Source organism: Phenylobacterium sp., from assembly GCF_004799515.1.
GTDB lineage: Bacteria > Pseudomonadota > Alphaproteobacteria > Caulobacterales > Caulobacteraceae > Phenylobacterium.
Genome location: NZ_SSMX01000003.1, coordinates 60,998 through 85,822 on the forward strand (window position 1 = coordinate 60,998; position 24,825 = coordinate 85,822).

The 24,825-nt window shown below is 70.0% G+C and carries 26 protein-coding genes; 14 read left to right on the top strand and 12 right to left on the bottom strand.

The window, feature by feature from the left end; genetic code table 11:
- Window positions 1-25 precede the first annotated feature (25 nt).
- A complete protein-coding gene (locus E8A49_RS01045; protein WP_293375438.1) occupies window positions 26-319 on the top strand; it encodes a hypothetical protein in 294 nt (97 codons plus the stop codon).
- A gap of 96 nt (window positions 320-415) precedes the next feature.
- On the opposite strand, the gene glmS is transcribed toward E8A49_RS01045, so the two are convergent.
- On the bottom strand, window positions 416-2,236 hold the full coding sequence (gene glmS / locus E8A49_RS01050) for a glutamine--fructose-6-phosphate transaminase (isomerizing) (protein WP_293375441.1): 1,821 nt from the start codon (window positions 2,234-2,236) through the stop codon (window positions 416-418).
- A gap of 118 nt (window positions 2,237-2,354) precedes the next feature.
- Here glmS and glmM point away from each other — a divergent pair, with 118 nt between their 5' ends.
- The gene (gene glmM / locus E8A49_RS01055; protein ID WP_293375443.1) at window positions 2,355-3,713 is read left to right on the top strand and encodes a phosphoglucosamine mutase; all 1,359 of its coding nucleotides are present in this window, start codon (window positions 2,355-2,357) and stop codon (window positions 3,711-3,713) included.
- A 114-nt stretch (window positions 3,714-3,827) separates the two neighbouring features.
- On the top strand, window positions 3,828-3,989 hold the full coding sequence (locus E8A49_RS01060) for a hypothetical protein (RefSeq protein WP_293375445.1): 162 nt from the start codon (window positions 3,828-3,830) through the stop codon (window positions 3,987-3,989).
- A 20-nt stretch (window positions 3,990-4,009) separates the two neighbouring features.
- Here the strand turns inward: E8A49_RS01060 and E8A49_RS01065 are convergent, their stop codons facing one another.
- Entirely contained in the window at window positions 4,010-5,320 is a 1,311-nt protein-coding gene (locus E8A49_RS01065) for a UDP-glucose/GDP-mannose dehydrogenase family protein (RefSeq protein WP_293375447.1), read from the bottom strand.
- 252 nt (window positions 5,321-5,572) lie between these two features.
- On the opposite strand from E8A49_RS01065, the gene E8A49_RS01070 reads away from it, so the two are divergent.
- Window positions 5,573-7,084, top strand: a complete 1,512-nt coding sequence (locus E8A49_RS01070) for a Do family serine endopeptidase (protein ID WP_293375449.1) — start codon at window positions 5,573-5,575, stop codon at window positions 7,082-7,084.
- Window positions 7,085-7,165: 81 nt separating this feature from the next.
- Here the strand turns inward: E8A49_RS01070 and E8A49_RS01075 are convergent, their stop codons facing one another.
- From E8A49_RS01075 to E8A49_RS01090, 4 genes are all read right to left on the bottom strand, one after another.
- Window positions 7,166-7,402, bottom strand: coding sequence for a BON domain-containing protein (locus E8A49_RS01075; RefSeq protein ID WP_293375451.1), 237 nt, complete (start codon window positions 7,400-7,402; stop codon window positions 7,166-7,168).
- A 91-nt stretch (window positions 7,403-7,493) separates the two neighbouring features.
- Entirely contained in the window at window positions 7,494-8,996 is a 1,503-nt protein-coding gene (locus tag E8A49_RS01080) for a phosphomannomutase/phosphoglucomutase (RefSeq protein ID WP_293375453.1), read from the bottom strand.
- Between the two features lie 110 nt (window positions 8,997-9,106).
- Window positions 9,107-10,072 (bottom strand): KpsF/GutQ family sugar-phosphate isomerase, encoded by a 966-nt coding sequence (locus E8A49_RS01085; protein ID WP_293375789.1) that lies wholly within the window; start codon window positions 10,070-10,072, stop codon window positions 9,107-9,109.
- A gap of 22 nt (window positions 10,073-10,094) precedes the next feature.
- Window positions 10,095-10,340 carry a hypothetical protein gene (locus tag E8A49_RS01090; protein ID WP_293375455.1) on the bottom strand — a complete coding sequence of 82 codons (246 nt, stop codon included), beginning with the start codon at window positions 10,338-10,340 and terminating at the stop codon, window positions 10,095-10,097.
- A 104-nt stretch (window positions 10,341-10,444) separates the two neighbouring features.
- Between E8A49_RS01090 and gpmA the strand changes: the two genes are divergently transcribed.
- The 3 genes from gpmA (at window position 10,445) to E8A49_RS01105 (ending at window position 12,940) form a co-directional block, all read left to right on the top strand.
- Window positions 10,445-11,155 carry a 2,3-diphosphoglycerate-dependent phosphoglycerate mutase gene (gene gpmA, locus E8A49_RS01095; protein ID WP_293375457.1) on the top strand — a complete coding sequence of 237 codons (711 nt, stop codon included), beginning with the start codon at window positions 10,445-10,447 and terminating at the stop codon, window positions 11,153-11,155.
- 7 nt (window positions 11,156-11,162) lie between these two features.
- Window positions 11,163-11,603: a bifunctional diaminohydroxyphosphoribosylaminopyrimidine deaminase/5-amino-6-(5-phosphoribosylamino)uracil reductase RibD gene (locus E8A49_RS01100; protein ID WP_293375459.1), complete on the top strand. Its 441-nt coding sequence runs from the start codon at window positions 11,163-11,165 to the stop codon at window positions 11,601-11,603.
- Between the two features lie 80 nt (window positions 11,604-11,683).
- Entirely contained in the window at window positions 11,684-12,940 is a 1,257-nt protein-coding gene (locus E8A49_RS01105; protein ID WP_293375461.1) for a pentapeptide repeat-containing protein, read from the top strand.
- A gap of 78 nt (window positions 12,941-13,018) precedes the next feature.
- On the opposite strand, the gene E8A49_RS01110 is transcribed toward E8A49_RS01105, so the two are convergent.
- Entirely contained in the window at window positions 13,019-13,474 is a 456-nt protein-coding gene (locus tag E8A49_RS01110; protein ID WP_293375463.1) for an Hsp20 family protein, read from the bottom strand.
- A gap of 228 nt (window positions 13,475-13,702) precedes the next feature.
- Between E8A49_RS01110 and E8A49_RS01115 the strand changes: the two genes are divergently transcribed.
- From E8A49_RS01115 to E8A49_RS01125, 3 genes are all read left to right on the top strand, one after another.
- A complete protein-coding gene (locus E8A49_RS01115; RefSeq protein ID WP_293375465.1) occupies window positions 13,703-14,578 on the top strand; it encodes a methyltransferase in 876 nt (291 codons plus the stop codon).
- Window positions 14,579-14,640: 62 nt separating this feature from the next.
- Window positions 14,641-14,964, top strand: coding sequence for an SCP2 sterol-binding domain-containing protein (locus E8A49_RS01120; protein ID WP_293375467.1), 324 nt, complete (start codon window positions 14,641-14,643; stop codon window positions 14,962-14,964).
- 10 nt (window positions 14,965-14,974) lie between these two features.
- Window positions 14,975-16,621, top strand: coding sequence for an alpha/beta hydrolase (locus E8A49_RS01125; protein ID WP_293375469.1), 1,647 nt, complete (start codon window positions 14,975-14,977; stop codon window positions 16,619-16,621).
- Here the strand turns inward: E8A49_RS01125 and hisN are convergent.
- Both hisN and E8A49_RS01135 read right to left on the bottom strand, forming a co-directional pair.
- Entirely contained in the window at window positions 16,618-17,445 is an 828-nt protein-coding gene (hisN, locus tag E8A49_RS01130) for a histidinol-phosphatase (RefSeq protein ID WP_293375471.1), read from the bottom strand. The genes E8A49_RS01125 and hisN overlap by 4 nt on opposite strands.
- A 63-nt stretch (window positions 17,446-17,508) precedes the next feature.
- Entirely contained in the window at window positions 17,509-17,901 is a 393-nt protein-coding gene (locus E8A49_RS01135) for a helix-turn-helix domain-containing protein (RefSeq protein WP_293375473.1), read from the bottom strand.
- A 123-nt stretch (window positions 17,902-18,024) separates the two neighbouring features.
- Here E8A49_RS01135 and E8A49_RS01140 point away from each other — a divergent pair, with 123 nt between their 5' ends.
- Window positions 18,025-18,951 (top strand): lysophospholipid acyltransferase family protein, encoded by a 927-nt coding sequence (locus tag E8A49_RS01140; protein ID WP_293375475.1) that lies wholly within the window; start codon window positions 18,025-18,027, stop codon window positions 18,949-18,951.
- Here the strand turns inward: E8A49_RS01140 and E8A49_RS01145 are convergent.
- From E8A49_RS01145 to E8A49_RS01155, 3 genes are all read right to left on the bottom strand, one after another.
- Window positions 18,948-19,169 (bottom strand): DUF2093 domain-containing protein, encoded by a 222-nt coding sequence (locus E8A49_RS01145; protein ID WP_293375477.1) that lies wholly within the window; start codon window positions 19,167-19,169, stop codon window positions 18,948-18,950. The genes E8A49_RS01140 and E8A49_RS01145 overlap by 4 nt on opposite strands.
- A gap of 60 nt (window positions 19,170-19,229) precedes the next feature.
- On the bottom strand, window positions 19,230-20,699 hold the full coding sequence (gene xseA, locus E8A49_RS01150; protein ID WP_293375479.1) for an exodeoxyribonuclease VII large subunit: 1,470 nt from the start codon (window positions 20,697-20,699) through the stop codon (window positions 19,230-19,232).
- 165 nt (window positions 20,700-20,864) lie between these two features.
- Window positions 20,865-21,365, bottom strand: a complete 501-nt coding sequence (locus E8A49_RS01155; protein WP_293375481.1) for a GcrA family cell cycle regulator — start codon at window positions 21,363-21,365, stop codon at window positions 20,865-20,867.
- 248 nt (window positions 21,366-21,613) lie between these two features.
- Between E8A49_RS01155 and E8A49_RS01160 the strand changes: the two genes are divergently transcribed.
- The 3 genes from E8A49_RS01160 (at window position 21,614) to argF (ending at window position 24,744) form a co-directional block, all read left to right on the top strand.
- On the top strand, window positions 21,614-22,462 hold the full coding sequence (locus E8A49_RS01160; RefSeq protein WP_293375791.1) for an ABC transporter permease: 849 nt from the start codon (window positions 21,614-21,616) through the stop codon (window positions 22,460-22,462).
- A gap of 156 nt (window positions 22,463-22,618) precedes the next feature.
- A complete protein-coding gene (locus E8A49_RS01165) occupies window positions 22,619-23,812 on the top strand; it encodes an aspartate aminotransferase family protein (protein ID WP_293375793.1) in 1,194 nt (397 codons plus the stop codon).
- A complete protein-coding gene (gene argF, locus E8A49_RS01170) occupies window positions 23,809-24,744 on the top strand; it encodes an ornithine carbamoyltransferase (protein ID WP_293375483.1) in 936 nt (311 codons plus the stop codon). Before E8A49_RS01165 ends, argF begins: the two co-directional genes overlap by 4 nt.
- Window positions 24,745-24,825 lie beyond the last annotated feature (81 nt).

Here is a 24,825-nt window from a genome sequence, read left to right on the forward strand (position 1 = left end):
GGATAGTCCTCCAGGGGAGCAATCCATGAAACTGCGTATCATCACTACGGTCGCTGCCACCGCGGCCCTGGCCCTGAGCCTGTCCGCCTGCCAAAAGAAGGCTGACGACGCGGCCACCACCACCACGACCACCGCGACCGACTCGGCCGCGGCTCCGGCCGCCGCGGCGACCCCGCCGGCCGCCGACGCCTCGGCGACCGCTCCGGCCGCTGCTCCGGCTGCTGACGCTTCGGCCGCTCCGGCCGCCGGCGCTGCTCCGGCCGCCACGCCGCCGGCCACCGGCGCGATGACGTCGACCACGACCACGACCAAGAAGTAAGTTTACGACCCTCTGGGTCTGGACTAGGCGCGGCCGCCCCTCACGGGGCGGCCGTTGTCGTTTGGGGGCTCGCTTTTTTGGGCGTCGTCCGCGGCCCTATTCCACCGTCACCGACTTGGCGAGGTTGCGTGGCTGGTCGACGTCGGCGCCCTTCTGGACGGCGACATAGTAGGCCAGGAGCTGGATCGGCGCGGCCATCACCAGGGGCGCGATCAGCGGATCGCTCTTCGGCGCGGTCACCACCACCCGCGCGCCCTTCGGCGCATGCCGCTCGCCCTCGGGGTCGGTGATGAACACGACCTGGCCGCCGCGCGCCATGACCTCGCTCATGTTCGAGGCCGACTTCTCGAAATAGCTGTCGAATGGCGCCAGGATGACGATGGGCGTCTGCTCGTCGACGAGGGCGATCGGCCCGTGCTTCAGCTCGCCGGCGGCGTAGCCCTCGGCGTGGATGTAGCTGATCTCCTTCAGCTTCAGCGCGCCTTCGAGCGCCAGCGGGTACATCGGCCCCCGGCCCAGGAACAGGACGTCGCGGGCCTTGGCGATCTCCTGGGCGATGGCCTTCACCGCGTCTTCCAGGTTGATCGACTCGGCGATCAGCCGAGGCGCGCCCAGCAGCACGCGCACCAGCCGCTGTTCTTCGGCCTCATCGATCTTTCCGCGCGCCCGGGCCGCGGCCACGGCCAGCGCCGTCAGCACGCTGATCTGGGCGGTGAAGGCCTTGGTGGAGGCGACCCCGATCTCCGGTCCGCAGTGGATCGGCCAGACCACCTCGGCCTCGCGGGCCATGGTGGATTCCTGGGCGTTGACCACGGCGGCGATCTGCAGCCCCTTGGCCTGGCAATAGCGCAGGGCCGCCAGCGTGTCGGCGGTCTCGCCCGACTGCGACATGGCGATGGCCAGCGCGCCGGGCCGGAGCGCCGGCTCGCGGTAGCGGAACTCCGAGGCGATCTCGACGTCCACCGGCAGGTCGGCGAGCTGTTCGATCAGGTACTTGCCCAAGAGGCCCGCGATATAGGACGTGCCGCAGGCGACGATCTGGATGCGCTCCAGGGCTGCGAAATCGATGCCGCCGGGCATGGCGGTGCGGTCGGTGAGCGTGTCCACATAGGCCGCGATGGTCCGTTGGCAGCCCTCCGGCTGGTCGTGGATTTCCTTCTCCATGAAGTGCCGGTAGTTGCCCTTTTCCACCAGGGCGGCCGACGCGGCGACGGTGCGCACCTCGCGGGTCACGGCCTGGCCACGGGCGTCGAAGATCCTCGCCTTGTCGTGGTCGATGGCCACGTAGTCGCCCTCGTCGAGGTAGGCGATGCGGTTGGTGAAGGGCCCGACCGCCAGCGCATCGGAGCCTAAGAACATCTCGCCGTCGCCATAGCCCACCACCAGCGGGCTGCCCTTGCGCGCGCCCATGATCAGGGCGTCCTCGCCGTCGATCAGCACGCCGATGGCGTAGGCGCCGTGCAGTTGGTCCAGCGCCGCCTTCAGGGCGTCGAGCGGCGTCTTGCCCGACGACAGCTCCGAATCGATCAGGGCGGCGATCACCTCGGTGTCGGTGTCGCTCTCGAACCTCACGCCCCTGGCCTTCAGGGCCTCCTTCAGCTCGGCGTAGTTCTCGATGATGCCGTTGTGCACCAGGGTGACGCGGCCCGACTGCTGCGGGTGGGCGTTCTTGGTGGTGGGGCCGCCGTGGGTGGCCCAGCGGGTGTGGCCGATGCCGACGGTGGCGTTCAGCGGATCGGCGGCCAGCACCTCCTCCAGCGCCTTGATCTTGCCGGCGGCCCGGCGGCGCTCGACGTGTCCGTCGACCACGCCCGCGATCCCGGCGGAGTCGTAGCCGCGGTATTCCAGGCGCTTGAGGCTGTCGATCAGTCGTTCCTGTACGGAACGTCGCCCGACGATGCCGATGATGCCGCACATGGGGTAAGGCGTCCTTTTGTGGTAGTGCGTCGCAGGTTGGACCGCGCGGGTGCGGCTTTACCATCCGCCATGCGCACGTCGACTAAATCTGGGTTTCGGATCGTTTCGCGGGAATTCGATGAGCAAACGCGCCTACTTCGGCACTGACGGCATTCGCGGCCAGGCCAACCGCTTTCCGATGACCGCCGAGGTCGCCCTGCGGGTCGGCATGGCGGCGGGCAAGCTGTTCATGTCCAAGGACGACCGCCGGCATCTGGTGGTGATCGGCAAGGACACCCGGCTTTCCGGCTACATGATCGAGGCGGCCCTGGTGGCGGGCTTCGCCAGTGTCGGCATGGACGTGCGCCTGTTCGGCCCGCTGCCGACCCCGGGCGTGGCCATGATGACCCGCTCGCTGCGCGCCGACCTGGGCGTGATGATCTCGGCCTCGCACAACGCCTTCTCCGACAACGGCATCAAGCTGTTCGGCGCCGACGGCTTCAAGCTCTCCGACGAACAGGAGATCGAGATCGAGGCCCTGATGGAGCAGGGGCTGCAGGAGAACCTCGCCGCGCCCACGGCGCTGGGCCGGGTGCAGCGTATCGACGACTGCCAGGCGCGCTACGTGGAGATCGCCAAGGCGACCTTCCCGCGCCGCCTCAGCCTGTCTGGTATGCGCATCGTCATCGATTGCGCCAACGGCGCCTCCTACAAGGTCGCCCCCGAGGCGCTCTACGAACTGGGCGCCGAGGTGATCCGCATCGGCGTCGCCCCCGACGGCTTCAACATCAACGACGAGGTCGGCTCAACCGCGCCGGCGGCCATGCAGAAGGCGGTGAAGGACTACCGCGCCGACATAGGCATCGCGCTCGACGGCGACGCCGACCGGCTGGTTATCTGCGACGAGAAGGGCCAGGTCGTCGACGGCGACCAGATCATGGCCCTGATCGCCGCCGACTGGGCCAAGCGCGGCAAGCTGCGCGGCGGCGGGGTGGTGGCGACAGTGATGTCCAACCTCGGCCTCGAGCGGTTCCTGAAGGAGCGCAAACTCAACCTGGAGCGCACGCCGGTGGGCGACCGCTCGGTGATGATGCGGATGCGCGAGGGCGGCTTCAACCTGGGCGGCGAGCAGTCCGGCCACATCATCCTGTCGGACTTCTCCACCACCGGCGACGGCCTGCTGGCCGCCCTGCAGGTGCTGGCGGTGCTGAAGGAGGGCGACGCCCCGATGAGCGCACTGGCCCGCCAGTTCGAGCCCGTGCCGCAGAAGCTGGAGAACGTCCGCTTCGCCGGCGGAAAGCCGCTGGAGAGCGACGAGGTCAAGGCGGCCATGGCCAGCGCCGAACAGCGCCTGAACGGCTCCGGCCGCATCCTGGTGCGCGCCTCGGGCACCGAGCCGCTCATCCGCATCATGGCCGAGGGCGACGACGAGAAGCTGGTGAGCCAGGTGGTGAAGGACATCGCCGGCGCCGTGAAGAAGGCCGCCGTCCCGGCCTAACGGCCCCGTTAACCGATCCTCACAGAACCCTACCCAAGCCGTAAGCTTTATGACAAATTGTCCATGTTGCGCCGCTCGACCGGTGTGACGTGAAAGAAGAGCTTGGGAGAAAACATGGCACGACACCTCGCTATCGGGGGTGCGTCGCGCGGGATGGGACGGGGCGTCAGCTCCGTGGCCTGCCTCGCCTTCGTCGCTCTGCTCGCCGTCGCCTTCTGGGCCGGAGCCGTCTGGATCGGCCAGGCCATGCTGAGCTGGGGCGCCCCGGGGTTATAGGGCTAACCCGTCGACGCCCGTCAGACCGTCGCGCGGCCCACGCTCGCATAGGCGAAGCCCATCGCCCGCATGTCGGCGGGTTTGTAGATGTTGCGCAGGTCCACCAGCACCGGCGCATTCATCAGGAGCTTGATCCGGTCGAGGTCGAGCGCCCGGAACTGATCCCATTCCGTGACGATCACCAGCACGTCGGCGCCCATGGCGACGTCGTAGGGGTCGTCCTTGAAATCCACATCGTGCAGCAGCTGGCGCGCCTCGTGGCCGCCCTCGGGGTCGAAGGCCTGCACCTTGGCGCCCCGGTCCTGCAGGGCCGGGATGATCGCCAGCGAGGGCGCGTCGCGCATGTCGTCGGTGTTGGGCTTGAAGGTCAGGCCCAGGATGCCGACGGTCTTGCCCTTCGGCTCGCCGCCCATGGCCTTGATGACCTTGCGCGCCATGGCCCGCTTGCGCTCGTCGTTGACCTTCACCGTGGTCTCGACCAGCTCCACCGGCGCGCCGGCGTCGCGGGCCGTGCGGACGAGCGCGATGGTGTCCTTCGGGAAGCAGGAGCCGCCGTAGCCGGGGCCGGCGTTCAGGAACTTGCCGCCGATTCGCCCATCCAGGCCGATGCCGCGGGCCACCTGCTGCACGTCGGCGCCGACGGCTTCGCAGAGGTCGGCCATCTCGTTGATGTAGGTGATCTTCAACGCCAGGAAGGCGTTGGCGGCGTACTTGATCAGCTCGCTGGTGCGCCGGCTGGTGAACAGGATCGGCGTCTCGTTGAGGTAGAGCGGCCGGTAGAGCTCGCGCATCACCGCCTGGGCGCGCGGGTCCTCGGTCCCCACCACCACCCGGTCGGGCCGCTTGAAGTCCTCGATGGCCGCGCCCTCGCGCAGGAACTCCGGGTTGGAGACCACCGCGTATTCGGCGTCGGGACGCACCCGGCGCAGGATGGCCTCGATCTCGTCGCCGGTGCCCACCGGCACGGTGGACTTGGTGACCACCACGGTGAAGCCGTCGATCAGGCCGGCGATCTCCTCGGCGGCGGCGTAGACGTAGGAGAGGTCCGCATAGCCGTCGCCGCGCCGCGACGGCGTGCCCACGCCGATGAACACCGCGTCCGCCCCGCGCACCGCCTCGGTGGCGTCGGTGGAAAAGAACAGGCGGCCGGCCTTGACGTTCTGGGCCACCAGCACGTCCAGGCCGGGCTCATAGATCGGGATGCCGCCGGCCTGCAGGCGCTCGATCTTGCCGGCGTCCTTGTCGATGCAGGTCACCGTGTGCCCGAAGTCGGCGAAACAGGCGCCGCTGACGAGGCCCACATAGCCCGTCCCGATCATCGCCACATGCATGGAAGAGGTCCCTCGGTCCGCTCGCGGGCGCTTTCAGCATGGGCGCGCGCGATCCGCTAGCCGTCCTAGGCCGCAAAGGTGAATTTTGTCCGCGCCGGGCGCTTCGCCCCTGCCGGAGGGGCAAGCTATGCCGCAATCTTGCCGGGAGTCTGACACCCCCTCGTCCAACGTCGGTCATCGATCCGCGCCCAGTAGGGCGTAAAAGGGGTGTTGTGAGGCCCGTCGGGGCCTCGGAAAAGGTCAACCCACGAGATGCAAACGAACAGATCGTTCCTGAAATTCGGCGTGGCCGCGGCCGCGCTCAGCCTGTCGGCCGCCGGCGGCTACGCTGTCCACGCCGCCGCCGGCCCTGGCGGGGCGGTGAACGCCCAGCCCGTCGCCCCGGTGACCGGCGCGGCGCCCGCCTCCTTCGCCGACATCGTCCAGCGCGTGGCGCCGGCGGTGGTCTCCATCGAGGTCGAGGGCAAGGCTGGCCCGCACCGGATCGTCGAGGGCCTGGGTGGCGGCGACGGCGACGACGACGACGCCCCGCAAGGCCTGCCGCCGGAACTGCGGCGCTTCTTCCAGCAGGGCCCGAGCGGCGGCCAGGCCCCGGCCCAGCCTATGCGCGCGGCCGGCTCCGGCTTCTTCATCGCCGCCGACGGCTACCTGGTGACCAACAACCACGTGGTCGAGAACGCCGACAAGATCACCGTCCACACCTCCGACGACCGAACCTTCAAGGCCCGCATCGTCGGCCGCGATCCGGCCACGGACCTGGCGGTGTTGAAGGTCGAGGGGACGAACCTGCCCTTCGTCAGCTTCGAGGACCGCGCCAAGCCGCGGGTCGGCGACTGGGTGGTGGCGGTCGGCAACCCCTTCAACCTGGGCGGCACGGCCACGGCCGGCATCGTCTCGGCCCTGGGCCGCAAGAACCTCTCGGAGTCCAGCTACGTCGACTACATGCAGATCGACGCGCCGATCAACCGCGGCAACTCCGGTGGGCCGACCTTCGACCTGTCCGGCCGGGTGGTGGGCGTCAACACCATGATCTTCTCGCCCACGGGCGGGTCGGTGGGCATCGGCTTCGACATCCCCGCCGACGTGGTGGCCCAGGTCTCCAAGCAGCTGATCTCCACGGGCAAGGTCTCCCGCGGCTTCATAGGCGCCTCGGTGCAGGACGTCACCTCCGACATCGCCGAGAGCCTGGGCGTCAAAGACAAGGGCGCCTTGGTGGCCGAGGTCACGCCGGACGGCCCGTCGGCCATGGCCGGCCTCAAGCCCGGCGACATGATCCTGAAGGTCAACGGCCAGCCGATCGCCAGCGCCTCGGACCTGACCCGCGCCGTGGGCATGGCCAAAGCCGGCGACACCATCCACCTGGAGGTGCGCCGCGACGGCCAGGTGCGCGATATCGCCGTCCGCTCGGGTCTGCGCCCCTCGGAAGAGGCGATCGCCCTCAACGGCCGCGGCGCGGGCCCCGGCGGCGGGGATGCGGAAGCCGACGGGCGCACCCTGGGCGCGCTCGGCCTGCAGATCGCTCCCGATCTGCAGCAGGGCGGCGGCGTGCGGGTGGCCGGCGTCGACGGCGGCTCGGACGCGGCCCAGAAGGGCCTGAAGCGCGGCGACCTGATCCTGCGGGTCGGTGACCGGGCGACCAACACGCCCGCCGACCTGAAGGCCGCCGTGGCCGACGCCAAGAAGTCCGGCAAGAAGTCGGTGCTGCTGTTCGTCGCCCGTGGCGGCGTGCACACCTTCATCCCGGTGGAGATCGGCGAAGGCTGAACGCCGGCTCAAGGTTGACCGAAGAAGCCCGCCCGGCGCCAGCCGCGGCGGGCTTTTTTCGCGCCGCCCTCCGAGCGGCCGTCAGCCCTCGATGCGCATGGCGTGGCGCACGCAGGTGACGCCGTCGACGCCGGCGGCGGTCTCCAGGGCCTCGACGGCCTCGCTTTCGGAGAACACCCGGCCTTCCAGCCGCACCGCGCCGGCTTCGACGCTGACGGCGATGTCGCAGGGGGCTCGGCCGTGGGCCTTGAAGAGCCGGTCCTGCACCTCCACGCGGATCCGCAGGTCGGCGATCGGATAGGTGTTGAGGTCGTGCATCGCCTCGTCCCCTAATCTTTGAGTTTGGCGAACCTTGGCTAGGCCCCAGAAGGATACACCTGCCGGCCGCCGGCCGCAGCCGGGGCGGCGATCAAATCTCCTGGTTGTAGGCGCCCACCTGCGGGCGTTTCGCCAGCCTGGGCTTCACCTCTTCGCGGAACAGGGCGCGCATGTCGTCCTCGCTGCGGGTGCTCTCCACCACCACCACGATCTCCGGCTTGTTGGAGGAGGCGCGCACCAGGACCCAGGAGCCGTCCTCCAGCGCCACGCGGACGCCGTTGACGGTGATCAGGTCGGCGATCTTGCGCCCCAGGATGGTCCCGCCAGCGTCGCGCAGGGCGGTGTATTCGGCGACCACGTCGTCGACCAGGCCGTACTTCACCTCGTCGGCCACGTGCGGGCTCATGGTCAGCGAGGTCCAGGCCACCGGCAGGCCCTTCTTCAGGTCGGAGAGCTTCTGGCCGGGGTTGCGGTCCAGCATGGAAAGCACGGCGGCGGCGGCCACGATGCCGTCGTCATAGCCGCGCCCGATCGGCGGATTGAAGAAGAAGTGGCCGGACTTCTCGAAGCCCGCCAGCGCGCCCAGCTCGGCGGTCTTGCGCTTGATGTAGGAGTGGCCGGTCTTCCAATAGACGGTCTTGGCGCCATTGGCCTTCAGCACCTCGTCGGTGGCGAACAGGCCGGTGGACTTCACGTCGACCACGAAGGTCGCGTTCTTGTGCAGGCCGGACAGGTCGCGGGCCAGCATCAGGCCGATCTTGTCGGCGAAGATCTCCTCGCCCTCGTCGTCCACCACGCCGCAGCGGTCGCCGTCGCCGTCGAAGCCCAGCGCCAGGTCCGCGCCGTGGGCGCGCACCTGCTCGGCCATGGCGTGCAGCATGACGTGGTCTTCCGGGTTCGGATTGTACTTCGGGAAGGTCCAGTCGAGCTCGCAGTCCATCTCGATGACCTCGGCCACGCCCATGCGGCGCAGGGCTTCAGGCGCGAAGGCGCCGGCCGTGCCGTTGCCGCAGGCGCAGACCACCCGCAGCTTGCGCGTCAGGCTGGCGCGGCTGGCGGCGTCGGCGATGTAGCGCTCGGCCACCTCGCCCACATGCGCCAGGCTGCCCTCCGGCCGCTGCTTCCAGGTCCCGGAGAGCACGATCTCCTTCAGCCGGCCCATCTCGTCGGGGCCGAAGGTCAGCGGGCGTTGCGCGCCCATCTTCACGCCGGTCCAGCCGTTCTCGTTGTGGCTGGCGGTGACCATGGCCACGCAGGGGGCGTCGAGGTCGAACTGGGCGAAATAGGCCATGGGCGACGTCGCCAGGCCGATGTCGATCACCTCGCATCCGGCGGCCACCAGGCCGATGGTTAGCGCCTGCTTGATGCTGAGCGAATAGGAGCGGAAGTCGTGGCCGACCACGATCCGCTTCTGGCCCAGTTCGTGGATATAGGTGCCGAGGCCCAGGCCCAGCGCCTGGACGCCCAACAGGTTGATCTCCGGCCCGAACAGCCAGCGCGCGTCGTATTCGCGGAAGCCCGTGGCCTTCACCAGCGGCTGGTTCTCGAAGTCGAAGGTATTGGCGACAAGGTCGGCGCGGGGGGCTGGCAGCATTTGGGCTCCGAAGGAATGCGGGGCGTCGGACGGGCGACAGGCTTAGCGCCCGTATCCTTCGCCTTTGTGTACGTCTGTCTTCCCTGTACGGCGCGCGCCGGGTTTTGGCTCTACATCACCCCGGCGCGCAACAGGTCGTGGATGTGCAGTATGCCCACCGGCCGCGCGTCTTCGACCACGAAGAGGACGGTGACCGCGGGCGGCGGGTCGCTCATCAGGGCCAGGGCCTCCGAGGCCAGCATGCCGGGCGGCACGGTCTTCTTCGGCCCCGGCGTCATCACCTCGCCGGCGGTATGGTCCATCAGGCCGGTGATGTGGCGGCGCAGGTCGCCATCGGTGATCGCCCCGGTCAGGCCGCCGTCCGGACCGGTCACGCCGACAATCCCCCAACGCTTTTCGGTCATCACCAGCAGGGCTTCGTGCATCGGCGTCTCGGCGCCGACCAGTGGCAATTCGCCGAAACCGTGCATCAGATCGCCGACCGTGCGCAGCATTGCGCCGAGTTTGCCGCCGGGATGGAAGACCCGGAAGTCCTGCGGCTTGAACCCCCGCCGCTCCAGCAACGCCACGGCGAGCGCATCGCCCAGGGCCAGCTGCAGGGTGGTGGAGGTGGTCGGCGCATTCAGCTCGTCGGCGGCCTCGGGGGCGTCGGGGATGGCCAGCACAATGTCGGCGGCGCGGCCCAGCGCGCTCTGCGGCTGGGCGGTGATGGCGATCAGCGGGATGGCGAAGCGCTTGGCGTAGGCGATAACGTCGGCCAGCTCGCGGGTCTCGCCGGTCTTGGAAAGCGCCAGGATCACATCGTCGGCGCCGATCATGCCGAGGTCGCCGTGGCTGGCCTCGGTGGCGTGGACGAACATGGCCACCGAGCCGGTGGAGGCGAGGGTGGCGGCGATCTTGCGGGCGATGTGGCCGGACTTGCCGATGCCGGTGGCGACGATCCGGCCCTTCGCGGCGAACAGGGTCTCCACGGCCTGGACGAAGGCTTCGTCGAGGGCGGCGGCCAGTTGCTGCAGCCCCTCGGCTTCGGCGGCCAGCACCCGGCGGCCGACGGCGATGGCGTCGAAGCCGGTCACCGCCGGATCGCGCCGCGCCGGATCACTGGCCTGGGCCAAGCGCCTGGACCTGCATGTCGCGCATGGCGCCGCGCTGCTGGTTGATGCGCCGCTGGTTGGCGGCGGCCTCGCGCGCCATGGCCGCCTGCATCTCCGGCGTCCGCTGGATCGGCGTGTGGCCAAAGGGCTTGTGCGAGCGGTCGCCCCAGCCCTGCGGCCAGTCGTTGGCGAGGGCGATGGCCGCGGCGGCCAGCAGGACGAGCGCCGGCAGGTAGAAACGATCCAACATGGCATTGGTCTATAGCCGCAACGCGGTGGCCGGACCAAGGCGTTGCGTCGCGGGACCCAAGGTCTAGAAAGCGCCAGCCCGCCATTCTCAAGGAGTCTCCCGCCTTGCCGACCCTGATCCTGCTGCGCCACGGCCAGAGCCAGTGGAACCTCGAGGACCGCTTCACCGGCTGGGTGGATGTCGACCTGACGCCGGAAGGCGAGGCCCAGGCGAAGAAGGGCGGCGAACTGATCGCACAGGCCGGCATCGCCATCGACCGCTGCTTCACCTCGGTGCTGACCCGGGCGATCCGGACGTCCTGGCTGGCGCTGGCGGCGGCGAAGCAGGCCTTCGTGCCAGAGGTGAAGCACTGGCGGCTGAACGAGCGCCACTACGGCGGCCTGACCGGGCTCAACAAGACCGAGACCGCCGCGGAGCACGGCGAGGCGCAGGTCAGGATCTGGCGCCGCTCGTACGACATCCCGCCGCCGCCGCTGGCGCCCGGCGGCGAATACGACTTCAGCCGGGACCGCCGCTATCACGGCGCCCACCTGCCCGATACCGAGAGCCTGGCCACCACCCTGGAGCGGGTGCAGCCCTACTGGGCGTCGAACATCGTGCCCTGCCTGAAGGCCGGTGAGACCCTGCTGGTCGCCGCGCACGGCAACTCCCTGCGCGCCATCGTCAAGCTGCTCTTCGATGTCTCCGGCGAGGCCATCGTCGGCGTCGAGATCCCCACCGGCAACCCCCTGCTGATCGAGCTCGACGAGGCGCTGAAGCCGACCAGCGCCCGTTACCTCGACGAGGCGCGCGCCCAGCCGCTGCCGGCGCTCTAGGCCGGCGATGGCCGAACCCGGCGACCAGGCATGGATGCGCCGCGCCATCGCCCTGGCGCAGGTCCATCTCGGCCGGACCGGCGATAACCCCTCGGTGGGCTGCGTGATCGTGGCGGACGGCGTCGCGGTCGGCGAGGGCGCCACCGGCGTCGGCGGCCGTCCGCACGCCGAGGAGGTCGCGCTGGACCAGGCCGGCGCCGCGGCCAAGGGCGCCACCGCCTACGTGACCCTGGAGCCCTGCGCTGAACGCTCCTCCGGAGCGGCCTCGTGCAGCGAACTCTTGGCGCGGGCCGGCGTGGCGCGGGTGGTCGTCGCCTGCAAGGACGCCTCGGTCCTGGCCGCCGGTCGCGGGACCGAACGCCTGCGCGCCGCCGGCGTCACGGTCGAGCTTGGTGTGGCCGCCCAGGAGGCCGCTCAGCTTTACGGCGCCTATAAACCAAAGGCCTGACGCCCAAGCCCCTGGAAATGGGCCGTTAATCACCGGGGTCTAGGATTCGGGTAACCATCCTGCCCGCCCTCCGGGAAACCATGTCCGAAGCCAACCACATCACCCGCCGGATCACCCAGGCCGAGGCCGACCAGATCTGTGCGCGGCACGACCGGCTGTGGAGCTCGAAACCGGGCGGCGCGCGGGCCGTCTTCGCCTGGGCGGACCTCTCGGGGCTGGACCTGACCGGGCGCAACCTCTGCGACGCAGACTTCTCCGGCGCGGTGCTGGCCGGCTGCAAGCTGCAGGGCGCGCGGCTCGACCACGCGATCATGTTCGGCGCCGACCTGCAGGACGCCGACATGCGCGCCGCCTCCCTGCGCCGGGCCGACCTGCGCGGCGCCTGCCTGCGCAACGCCGACCTGACCGGCGCCGACATGTTCGAGGCCGACCTGCGCGAGGGCGTGCTGGCCGCGGCCGACCCCAAGGTGGGCTTCCGCCGCATCGAGGCCGGCGGCTCGGCCCGGGTCGGTGACGCCCAGGGCGCGAAGCTCGTCGGCGCCAACCTCGAACGCTCCAAGCTCTCCGGCGTCATCGCCGTGAAGGCCGACTTCACCGACGCCATCCTCAAGGAAGCCCGCCTGGTGCGCGCCAACCTGAAGCAGGCGACCATGAAGGGCGCGAACCTCTCCGGCGCCGATCTCTCGGGCGCGGACCTGGCCGGCGCGGACCTGCGCGACGCGGTCCTGGTGGGCGCCAAGACCCTGCAGTGGAACGTCTCCAACGCCAACCTGACGGGGGCGCTCACCGACAAGCCGGCGGGGATCGCCGCCTCCAGCCTGCCCTACAAGACCATGATCCAAGACCACGCCCGCTGGTGCGAGACCGGCGGCCTGCACGGCGCGCCCTCGGTGTTCGACAACGCCGACCTGCGCGCGCTGGAGACCATCCGCGGCTACAACCTGACAGCCCTCTCGGCCAAGGGGGCGGTGTTCTACGGCCTCGATATGGAAGGCGTGCAGCTGCAGGGCGCGCATCTGGAGGGCACGGATCTGCGCAACTGCAACCTGCGACGCGCGGACCTGCGGGGCGCGAAGCTCGCCGGCGCCAAGCTCTCCGGTTCCGACCTGCGCGAGGCCCAGATGGGCCCCCTCTTGCTGGGCGCCGACCGGGTGCTGGCCTGCGACCTGCGCCACGCCGAGCTCAAGGGCGCCGACCTCTCCGGCGCCGACGTGCGCCAGGCGATCTTCATCGACGCCGACCTCAGCCGCGCAAACTTCAACGGCGCGCTCCTGCGCCAGGCCAACTTCACCGGCGTCGTGCGCCATGGCGCCCGCGGCCTGGACGACACCCTCTAGCGCCCACGAAAAAGGCGGCGCAGTCGCCCGCGCCGCCTTCTCGCTATGCCGTGCTCCCCTTCCGGGGAGCAGCTTCGGTTAAGCCGCCTTTTCGGCGTCGATCAGCGCGGGCTGGCCGAGGCTGATCTCGACGCGGCGGGGCTTCAGCGCCTCCGGCAGTTCGCGCTTCAGCGCGATGGACAGCAGGCCGTCGGCGAGGTTCGCCTCGGTGACGATCACATAGTCGGCGAGCTGGAACTTGCGCTCGAAGTTCCGCTCGGCGAGGCCGCGGTGCAGGAAGCGGCGCGGCTCATCGTTGGCGGCCTTGCGGCCGGTCACGGTGAGGAGGTTTTCCTTCACTTCGATGGAGAGTTCTTCCGGACGAAAGCCGGCCACGGCGATCTCGACGCGGTAGGCGTTCTCGTCAGTGCGCTCGATGTTGTAGGGCGGATAGCCGCCGGCGGCGCTGTCGGCCGCGGCGTTGTCCAGCAGGTCGGCCAGACGGTCGAAGCCCACGACGGAGCGGTAAAGGGGGGAGAAATCGATCGTACGCATGCGGTCTTGATCCTTCTTCAAAAGCAAGGTCGGTTCGGAGCATCGGCCGCGAGCCGATCAGGCCTCGCATGACACCCCGGAAGGCCCGGACATCCAGCGCCTTCGGGCCATGAGTTAGGCGCGGGTTTGCGGCGTTCAAGACCTTGCGGCGCCAGCTCCTTTGACCCACGGAGCCTGCCGGGCTAGGTCTTCGGCGAAGCTTTCGCTGGGGGGCGACGGCGAGGTCGGATGTCGGACATCTTCATTTCCAGGCGCGGCGCGGTGCTGTCCGGCCTGGCGGCGGCGGGCGCGCTCGCCGCCTGCGCGCCCGGCCGGCCGAAGGGCGCGGCGCCGCCAAAGACCCTCGAGGCCGCAGTTGCCGGAAGCTGGCGCGCGCCGGCCGACAAGGCCCGCGACGTCTATCGCCATCCGCTGCAGTCGCTTCAGTTCTGGGGGCTGAAGCCGGGCCAGACGGTGGTTGAGTTCTGGCCCGGCGCCGGCTGGTATACCGACATCGTCGCGCCCTACCTGGCGGCCACCGGCGGCAAGTTCTACGCCGCGGACCTGCAGGCGCCCGACGCCGAGGGCCGCACCCTCGACGAGGCCTATCGCCACAAGCTGGCGGCCAGTCCCGGCCTCTACGGCAAGGTCAACCTAACCGCCTTCGGGGCGACCAGCGGCCCGGTGGCGCCGGCGGGAACGGCGGACCTCGTCCTTTTCCTGCGCAACCTGCACAACTGGATGGCGGCGGGCCTGGCGGAAAAGGCCTTCCGCGACGCCTTCGCCGCGCTCAAGCCCGGCGGCGTGCTGGGCGTCGAGGAGCACCGCGCCGACCCGGCCGCGGTCCCCGACGTGCTGGCCCAGTCTGGCTATGTGGCGCAGGCCTATGTGGTGAAGCTGGGCCAGGAGGCGGGCTTCCAATTGGCCGCGGCCAGCGAGATCAACGCCAATCCCAAGGACGACCATAATCATCCCTTCGGCGTCTGGACCTTGCCGCCAGTGCGCCGATCGTCCGCCCCCGGACAGCCGCCGGATCCCGGTTTTGACCGCGCCAAGTACGACGCCGTCGGCGAGAGCGACCGGATGACGCTGAAGTTCGTCAAGCCGGGCTCGCAGAACGGGTGACGGTTTACTTCGCACACGTCTGAAGCGAAGCTCCTCGCCGGGGCTTGGGAGTCGTTGAATCGATGGCGACGCTGGAGGAGCTGACCGACCGGATTCGCCGCGCTGCGGCGGCTGAGGCCGCGGCGTCCGGGGCGGGCCTCGGCTCGACCATCAAGCTCGACCTGAAGGGCGAGGGCGTCATCCACATCGACGGCGCGGCGGTGACCAACGACGACCTGCCGGCCGACCTGGTGGTCACCGTGGGCCTGCGGGACCTGGCGGCGCTGGGCAAGGGCGAGCTCGATCCTACGCGGGCGATGATGACCGGCCGATTGCGGCTCTCCGACATGGCGCTCGCCATGCGATTGCAGCCGAAGATTCAGTCCTTGTTCTCCAAGGCCGCCTAGGCTCCAGGCCATGACCGAGCCCGCGCCCCTGATCGAGACGCCCGAGGCCAAGGCTCCGCCGATCGCCGAGGCGTCCTGGTTCACCGGCGCTGGCGGGGCGAGGTTGCGCGCGGCCCTGTTCATTCCGCCGGCCGTGGCCAAGGGCCGGCCGGCCCGCGGCTCCATCGTGCTCTCCGGCGGGCGCACCGAGGCCATCGAGAAGTACTACGAGTTCATCGGCGACTGCCTGGACCGCGGCTTGGTCGTCCTGGCCCACGACTGGCGCGGCCAGGGGCTGTCGCAGCGCGATCTCGCCGACCCCCTGAAGGGTCACGCCCATGGCTACAACGCCTATATCGACGACTTCCGGGCCCTGCTCGGCGCCTATGCCGCGCAGCTGCCCAAGCCCTGGATCGCGGTGGCGCATTCCATGGGCGGGTGCCTCACGCTCTTGGCGCTGACGCATGGCGAGGACCGCTTCGCCGGCGCGATCCTCTCAGCGCCCATGCTGGGGATCCGCACCCCGTTCCCGCTGGCGCTGTCGCGCCTGATCACCGGGATCAACATCGCCACGGGCGGGGGCGGACGCTATTCGCTGGGCGGCCCAGGCAAGCCCTTCGACAGCACCTTCGCAGGCAATGTCCTGACCCACGACCCGGTGCGCTACGCCCGCGCCTGGAGCCTGATCGCCGCCGAGCCGAAGCTCGCCCTGGGCGGACCCACCTGGGGATGGATCGACTTCGGCCTGCGCGCCACCGCCTACCTCGCCCGCCCCGACGTCCTGCGCGACGTCACCATTCCGGTGGTGATCGTCTCGGCGGAGAACGACCAGCTTGTCGACAACGCGGCCCAGGCCGCCGCCGCTCGCCACCTGCCGCAGGGAAAGGTCATCACCGTCCCCGGCGCCTACCACGAAATCCTGATGGAGACCGACGAGATGCGTAATCCCTTTATGCGGGCGCTCGACGCCCTGCTCGGCCGCACCGCGCCGACGCCGGCCGAGCCTCCCAAAGCGGCCCCGGCTGTCGCGCCAGCGCCGGCGCCCACACCGGCCCCCGCGCCAGCTCCGGCCGCCGCCGCGCCCAAGCCGTCGCCTGCTCCGGCGCCCGCCGCCGCTCCGGTGACGGCCGCCGCCGCGCCGAAACCCGCTGCATCCGCCAAGCCGGGGGCTAAGGCGCCCGCCAAGAAACCGGCGGCGGCGAAGAAACCGGCCGCTAAGGCGCCCGCCGCGGCCTCGGCTGCGAAGCCCGCGGCCGCCAAGGCTCCGGCCAAGCCCGCAGCCGCGAAGGCCGCCGCCAAACCGGCCGGGGCCAAGGCTCCCGCCAAACCTGCGGCGAAAGCAGCGGCGAAGCCTGCTCTGAAGCCGGCGGCCAAGCCCGCCGCCGCCAAGGCGCCAACCGCCGCAAAGCCAGCCTCGGCGAAAGCTCCGGCGGCGGCCAAGCCGGCTGCGAAGCCCGCGGCCAAGGCCAAGGCGCCCGCGGCGAAGGCCCCGGCCGCCAAGGCGCCTGCGAAGCCTGCCGCCGCCAAGCCCGCGGCGGTGAAGAAACCTGCGGCGGTGAAGAAGCCCGCAGTGGCGAAGCCGGCGGCGGCCAAGGCTCCGGCGGTGAAGGCGCCCGCGGCCAAGAAGCCCGCGGCTAAACCCGCCGCCGCAAAGAAGCCGGCGCCGAAGAAGGCCTAGCCGTCGACGGCGGCCAGCAGAGCCAGGGTCTCGTCCAGGCAGGCGCGGTCGCCGGCGATGGCGATCCGCCCGCCGTGGACGCCCACCGGCGCGCCGCGCCAGTCGGTGACCCGGCCGCCGGCCCCGGCGAGTACCGGGATCGCCGCGTCGATGTCCCAGGCCTTCAGGCCGGTCTCGAGGACCAGGTCGATCATGCCGGCCGCCACCATGGCGTAGGCGTAGGCGTCGCAGCCCAGCCGGGCCAGGCGCGCGGCGGCGCGGACCTGGTCCCAGGCCTCGCGCTCGGCGCCCCTGAAGAGGATGGGGTCGGTGGTGGCGATCAGCGCGCCGGCCAGGCCGGGGCAGGCCCGCACCTTCAAGGGCCGGCTCTCGCCACGGCGCAGTAGCCGCGCCTCGCCCGCATGGCCGATATAGATCTCATCCAGGAATGGCTGGCCGATGGAGCCCAGCACGGGTGTCCCGTTGTGGCGCAGGCCGATCAGGGTGGTCCAGACGGGCAGGCCGGCGATGAAGGCGCGGGTGCCGTCCACCGGGTCCAGCACCCAGACGAACTCGGCGGCCGCCCGGTCCTCGCCATATTCCTCGCCGATCACCCCGTGGTCGGGATACCGCTGGGCGATCAGGGCGCGGATGGCGCGCTCGGCGCCCTTGTCGGCCTCGGTGACGGGGTCGAAGCCCCGCGCTCCGCCCTTGTCCACAAGGCCGTGGTCGGCGCGGAACAGCGGCAGGATCGCGCCGGCCGCCGCCGCATTGAGCTCGAGGAGGAAGCCCTCGAGTTCAGCGATCTGGGATGACGAAAGAGAGCTGGGGGCGGAAGCGGTCATTCGACCGCTTTACCCCCAGCTGGATCGTCATTGGAAGCGGGTTCGTCGGAGAAGGTCGGGTCTTCAGGGAAAGGCGTGACCTACAACGTCCGAGTCGGTCTCGTTGAGCGACTTGGCCAGGTCCAGCAGGCGTTGACGCGGCCGTTCGGACAGGCTGTAGAAGGCCTGGATAAGATCCTTCGTCTCCTTGCCTTGATACGGCTCCGGCGGCTCCGGCTCTTTGTCGGCGTTGGAGTCCTGGCCGAGGCCTTCGTAGAAATAGGAGACCGGCACTTCGAGAACTTCGGCGAGCTGCCACAAACGCGCCGCAGACATGCGGTTAGCTGCGCACTCGTACTTCTGGATCTGCTGGAAACGCACGCCGCAAGCTCCGGCGAGCTGTTGCTGGGTCAGACCCAGGATCCGGCGGCGTCGGCGCAGCCGACGACCCAGATGAATATCGATCAGATCCATCATGATGCGACGCCCATCCTCCTCAAACCCTCTTGTCCCAGACCGGGACGTACACAGGGTTCGCCGCAAGCCTCGCGCCAAATCCGCGCGTTGCTAAGGTTACGAAGCCAGCCTTAGTAAAGATGCATGACAGAATCTCGGTCTCCCAAACGACAGGCTTGGCTGTGGCAAATCGAAGCTTCGCTATATGATTTTGCTCATTTTTTGGCCCGGCTGTTTCCAATCGATGCGGTTTCGGACTTCGGCGGATGGCTGTTCCGGACGATCGGCCCGTTAACCAGTAAGCAACGCGTGGCGGAAACCAATCTGCGGATTGTGTTTCCAAACGCCACAGAGTCCGAGGTCGCCGCTCTGCTGCGCGCCCAGTGGGAGGAGCTCGGTCGTTGGATCGCCGAGTTCCCCATGGCCGACCGGATCGCCGCCGATCCGGACCGCGTCGAGGTGGTCGGAATGGAGCGCCTGACGCGGCTGGCTGAGGCGCATCAGCCGGCCGTATTGATCAGCGGCCACTTCTCCAACTTCGACATGATGGCGGTGGCGATCATGCGCTCGGGCCTGCCGAGCCAAATCACCTACCGGGCGCTGAACAACCCCTACATGGACCGGCGGATCGTCGAGAAACGCCGCCAGTATGGCGTCAAGCTCTTCGCGCCCAAGGGCACCGCCGGCGCGCGGGAGCTGTTCCGGGCGATCGGCCGCGGCGAGTCCATCGCGCTCCTCAATGACCAGAAGTTCAACGGCGGGATCGCCGCGCCCTTCTTCGGCCGGATGGCCCGCACCGCGCCGGGCCCCTCGACCTACGCCCTGCATTTCGGCATCCCGATCCAGCCGATCAGCGTGCAGCGCACGCACAAGGCCCGCTTCCGGGTGGTGATGCACGAGCCGATCGAGCTCACCGACACCGGCGACCGCGACGCCGACATCGAGACCGCCGTGCGCCGCATCAACGCCTTCATGGAACAGCGCGTCCTGGAACGGCCGGCGGAGTGGTTCTGGGTGCATCGGCGCTGGCCGAACGAGACCTACCGCAAGCCGATGAAGGCCGCCGCCTAGCCTGGGTGGCGTTCGCGCCAGCGCTGCAGGGCCTCGGCGGGGCCGGCATAGGCCTCCTGCAGCTCGGCGCTCCAGTAGCGCAGCTGCTCCAGGGGGACCTTCTTGCCGCTCACTGCGCAGACCACGTAGCGGCCCGGCTTCAGCACGGCGAAATCGCCGTCGCCATAGTGCAGGCGGGCAAGGTCGGCGCCGGTGAAGTCGCGGTCTTGAGCGTTCATGGCCATCTATTTAGCGCGCCGGCCGCGATCCTGACAGGGGCCTCCAGAGAAGGGGAGCGCTCAGAAGAGATCGCCCTGGGCGGAGGGCGCGGCCTTCGGCCTGGGCTTGGCGGGCTTTGGCGCGACGGCGTGCGGGGCGGGCGTTTCCGCCGCCGCGCCCTCGATCACCGCCTGGCGGGTCACCTGGTCGCCGAACTTGATCGCCACGGCCTCGCCGCTGGCGAGCGCCGCGCCCGCGTGGACGATGGATCCGTCGGCCCGGGTCACCCGGGCGAAGCCGCGCTGCAAAGGCCGGTCGGGATCGACGGAGGCGTAGAGCTTGGCGAGCGCGCCCAGCCGCTCCGTCGCCCGCTCCAGGCCCCGCCGCACGCCGGGCTCCAGCCGCGCGGCGACACCCTCCAGCCGTTGGCGCTGCACCGCCTGCGGCCGTTGCAGCAGGAGCGGGGAAAGCCGGGCCGAAGCCCGCACCAGGTCGCGTTCATGGACGGCGGCGTTCCTGGCCAGGCCCGCGGCCAGGCGGCCGGAGACGATGTCGAAGCGCTGCTCGGCCAGGCGCACCAGGTCGGGCACGCGCTTCAGCGCCCGCTCGGCCGCCGCCACCCGTCCGCGCCGGTCCTCCACGGCGCGCCCGCCGCAGCGGTGCATCCGCGCCGAAAGATCGCCGACCAGGGCCTTCAGCTCCGCCAGCACCGGCGTCGCCATCTCGCCGGCGGCGGTGGGCGTGGGCGCGCGGCGGTCGGAGACGAAGTCGATCAAGGTGGTGTCGGTCTCGTGGCCCACGGCGCTGATCAGCGGGATCGTGCACGCCGCCACGGTGCGGGCCAGCGCCTCGTCGTTGAACGCCCAGAGGTCCTCCACCGAGCCGCCGCCGCGCGCCACGATCAGGACGTCGGGCCGCGGGATCGCGCCCGTCCCGTCGAGGGCGTCGAAGCCCCGGATCGCCGCGCAGACCTGGGCGGCGGCGGCCTCGCCCTGCACCACCACCGGCCAGACGATCACCCGGCAGGGCCAGCGGTCGCGGATGCGGTGCAGGATGTCGCGGATCACCGCCCCGGTCGGGCTGGTGATCACCCCGACGACGGCCGGCATGGCGGGCAGGGGCTGTTTGCGTTCAGCGGCGAACAGGCCCTCGCCGGCCAGCCGCGCCTTCAGCCGTTCCAGCTGGGCCAGCAGGGCCCCGACGCCCGCGGCCTCCATGGTCTCAATGACGATCTGGTAGCGCGACCCGGCCGGATAGGCGGTGATCTTGCCGGTGACGATCACCTCCAGCCCCTGCTCGGGCCGGGTGCCAAGGCCGCGCACCTGGCCTTTCCAGACCACCCCGTCGATAGCCGCGCGCTCGTCCTTCAGCGTCAGGTAGACGTGGCCGTTGGAGTGATGGGTGACCTTGGAGATCTCGCCGCGCAGGCGCACGAACCCGTAGGCGTCCTCCAGCGTGCGTTTCAGCGCAAACGCCAGCTCCGACACCGAATAGGGCTTGGCGTTGCCGTCTTCCTGGGGGGCCGAAGTCTCCGGCGGGACGTCACTCATGCGCGGAAGGTAGCGAGCGCCGCGTTCAAACCCAACGGCTGCGTGAGGGCGCCGCTAAAGGAAAAGGACGCGCCCGGCCCTGCTGGCGGAAAAACCGCCGCGGGCCGAGCGCGTCCCCATCCCCAACGGATTGGTGAGCCGCCTCCCTTGGCGGATTCTGATGAACTAAATGTAGCGGCGCAGGCTCCTGGCGAGCTCGGCGGCGCCGGAGCGCTTCTTGGCCTGGGCTGGCTGGTAGGCGACCTGGCTGTGCTCCTCGCAATAGGGGCCCTCGCCGGCGCGCCGGCCGCAGAAGGTGAAGTTGTCCAGAGACGGGTCGCCGATCGGCCACTTGCACATATGCGCGCCGAGGGTGAGCACGGTCGCCGTGCCGGGCGCCTCCTCGACGTAGCGGACCGGCGCCGGGTGCGGCGTGTGGGCCACCGGCTCGGCGATCCGGCGCGGCGCCGAAGGCGAGGCCGAGACCGGCCGCGCCGGCCGGGGCGCCTTGAAGACCGTGCGCGCGGGCTTCGACGGCGCCGCGCGGCCCGACAGGCCCAGCCGGTGCACCTTGCCGATCACCGCGTTGCGGGTCACCCCACCCAGCTGCTTGGCGATCTGGCTGGCCGAAAGGCCGTCCTGCCAGAGCTTCTTGAGGAGTTCGACGCGTTCGTCCGTCCAGCCCATGTTCGCCTCCCGCCAATGGTCCGGGGCGCCCCCTGCGCGCTCCCGATTCAATATCTTGTGGCGCCCAGCAGTTCCGCTGCTCACCAACCACCACCAGTAGTAAACAAGTCCTTAAGGGCCACAATAGGCGCCACGCTCTTCATCCACAGGAACTAGATGTTGCGTCAGCCGGACGCAGTTTGGCCGCGGTTCCGGGCGGGGCGACGCGCGCTCTTGAAGCCAGGGCCGAGGCGGCGCACATGAGGGGCATGAACGATGTGGCGACCGGCCTCGCGGCTTCCGTGATCTCGCATAGGGACGAGGCCGTCCTGCCGCCGCAGCCGCGCGACTATCCGGGTGTCAACTGGGAGGGGCTGAAGACCCTCTACGTCCGCGAGGTGCGCCGCTTCATCAAGGTGGGCACCCAGACCCTGGCCGCCCCTGTGGTCACGGCCCTGCTCTACATGCTGGTGTTCGTGGTCGCGGTGGGCGGCGGGCGCAGCGTCAACGGCGTGGCCTACGGCGCCTTCGTGGCGCCGGGCCTGATCCTGATGCAGGTCCTGTCGAACGCCTTCGCCAACTCGTCATCGTCCCTGCTGCAGGCCAAGTTCAATGGCCTGATGGGAGACTTCATCACCCCGCCGCTGTCGCCCTTCGAGCTGCTGGCCGGCTTCGGCGCCGGAGCGGCGACCCGCGGGCTGTTCGTCGGCGCCGTCAGTCTGGTGGCGATCGTGCCCTTCGCCCATCTGTCCGTGGCCCAGCCCTGGGCGATCCTCTACTTCGGCCTGGGCGCGGCCCTGATCATGGGCTTCATCGGCATCATGGCGGGCCTGTGGGCGGAGAAGTTCGACCACATGGCCGCGGTGACCAACTTCGTCATCATGCCGATGACCTTCCTGTCGGGCACCTTCTACCTGATCGAGCGGTTGCCCGAGCCGTTCCGCACCTTCTCCAAGTTCAACCCGTTCTTCTATCTGATCGACGGCTTCCGTTACGGCTTCATCGGTCGGGCCGAGGGCTCGCTGGCGGTGGGCGTGGCCATGACCGCGGTCCTGACGATCGGCCTCGGCCTGGGCTGCCTGCGGATGTTCCAGGTCGGCTACAAGATCAAGACCTAGGCTCAGCGTCACAGGCTTGTCGTTGACTTCCAGGGCCTGGAAGACGAGAACGCCAAGCCTTCCCGTCCCCGTCGCAACGCGGCGGGGATGCTTCTGTTTTGGAGGGCTCCTCCGGTGACCGAGACGACCGCCGCCCCCGTTCCCAGCGACCACATCATGGCGGTCTACAGCCGCGCGCCGCTGGCGTTCGAGCGAGGCGAGGGCGCGCGTCTCTACACCACCGAGGGCGAGGCCTATCTCGACTGCATGGCCGGCATCGCGGTCAATGCGCTCGGCCACGCCAACCCCAAGCTGGTGGGCGTCCTGAAGGCCCAGGCCGAGAAGCTCTGGCACACCTCCAACATCTTCACGATCCCGAACCAGGAGAAGCTCGCCAAGGCGCTGACCGACGCGACCTTCGCCGACGAGGTGTTCTTCGGCAATTCCGGGACCGAGGCCATCGAGTGCGCCATCAAGACCGCGCGCAAGTATCACTGGGCCACGGGCCAGCCGGAGCGGGTCGACATCATCGGCTTCGACGGCTCCTTCCACGGCCGCAGCATCGCGGCGGTGAACGCCTCGGGCAATGAGCACTACCTGGAGGGCTTCGGCCCGCCGCTGCCCGGTTTCGTCCACCTGCCGTTCGGCGACATCGACGCGATCAAGGCGGCCATCGGCCCGACCACCGCGGCGGTGCTGCTGGAGCCGGTGCAGGGCGAGGGCGGCGCGCGAGCCTGGACCGACGCCCAGCTCACCGCCATCCGCAAGCTCTGCGACGAGACCGGGATCCTCCTGATCTACGACGAGATCCAGTGCGGCCTCGGGCGCACCGGCAAGCTCTTCGCCTACGAGTGGGCCACGGACGCCGCGCCCGACATCATGGCGGTGGCCAAGGCCCTGGGCGGCGGCTTCCCGGTGGGCGCGTGCCTGGCGACGGCCGAGGCCGGCCGCGGCATGACCGTGGGCTCGCACGGCTCGACCTACGGCGGCAACCCGCTGGCCATGGCCGTCGGCCTGGCCTCGGTGGAGGAGCTTGTGAAGCCGGAACTCCAGGCCCATGTGCGCGAGATCGCCGGCTACTTCACCCAGCAGCTCGAGGGATTGAAGGAACGCTTCCCCGACGTGGTGGTCGACATCCGCGGTCGGGGCCTCTTGATCGGCGTCAAGCTCGCCACGCCCAACCGCGAGTTCATGCAGCACGCCCGCGACGAACGCCTATTGATCGCCGGCGGCGGCGACAACTGCGTGCGCCTGCTGCCGCCCCTGGTGCTGACCGTCGAGGAGGCCAGCGAGGCCATGGCCAAGCTGGAGCGCGCCTGCGAGCGGGCCCGGGCGAAGGCCCAGTCTCCAGCCGGAACGAACGCCGCGTGAGCGCGCCGGTGCGTCACTTCCTCGACCTCTGGAAGCTGGACGGGTCGGACCTGCGCGCCATCCTGGAGGACGCCAAGCGCCGCAAGGCCGCGCGCCTGGGCTGGCCCAAGGGCCGCCCGGACGCCGACGCGGTCGCCGAGGGCCGGGTGCTGGCGATGATCTTCGAGAAGAACTCCACGCGCACCCGCTTCTCCTTCGACGCGGCCATGCGCCAGCTGGGCGGCGACGTGATCATCTCAAACGCCGTCGACATGCAGCTCGGCCGCGGCGAGCCGATCGAGGACACGGCGCGGGTGCTGTCGCGCATGGTCGATGCGGTGATGATCCGCGCCAACAACCACCAGGACGTCGAGCGCCTGGCGCTCTCGTCCACCATCCCGGTGATCAACGGCCTGTCGGACAGGAGCCATCCCTGCCAGATCCTGGCCGACCTCCTGACCATCGAGGAGCACCGCGGCCCCGTGGCGGGCAAGACCCTGGCCTACGTCGGCGACGGCAACAACGTCTGCGCCAGCTTCATCCATGCCGCGCCGAAGCTGGGCTTCCGCCTGAACATCGCTTCGCCGGCCATCTACCACCCCGACCTGCACGACCTGGCCCGTGCGGCGCAGGAGCAGGGCATGGTGCACGCTGGCGACGACCCGCGCGAGGCGGTGCAGGGCGCCGACGTGGTGATCACCGATACCTGGGTCTCCATGGGCGACACCGACCATGACGAGCGGCTGGACGCGCTGGAGCCCTATCAGGTGGACGAGCAGCTCATGGACCTGGCCAAGGGCGACGCGGTCTTCCTGCACTGCCTGCCCGCCCACCGCGGCGAGGAGGTCACCGACGAAGTGATCGATGGGCCGAAGAGCCTGATCTGGGACGAGGCCGAGAACCGCCTGCACGCCCAGAAGTCGATCCTCGCCTGGTGCTTCGGGGCGATCTGAGAATTCCTCTCCTTCGGGGGAGGTGGCGCGAAGCGCCGGAGGGGGTCGCCCGCGATCGTTGAGGACCCCCTCAGTCAGCTT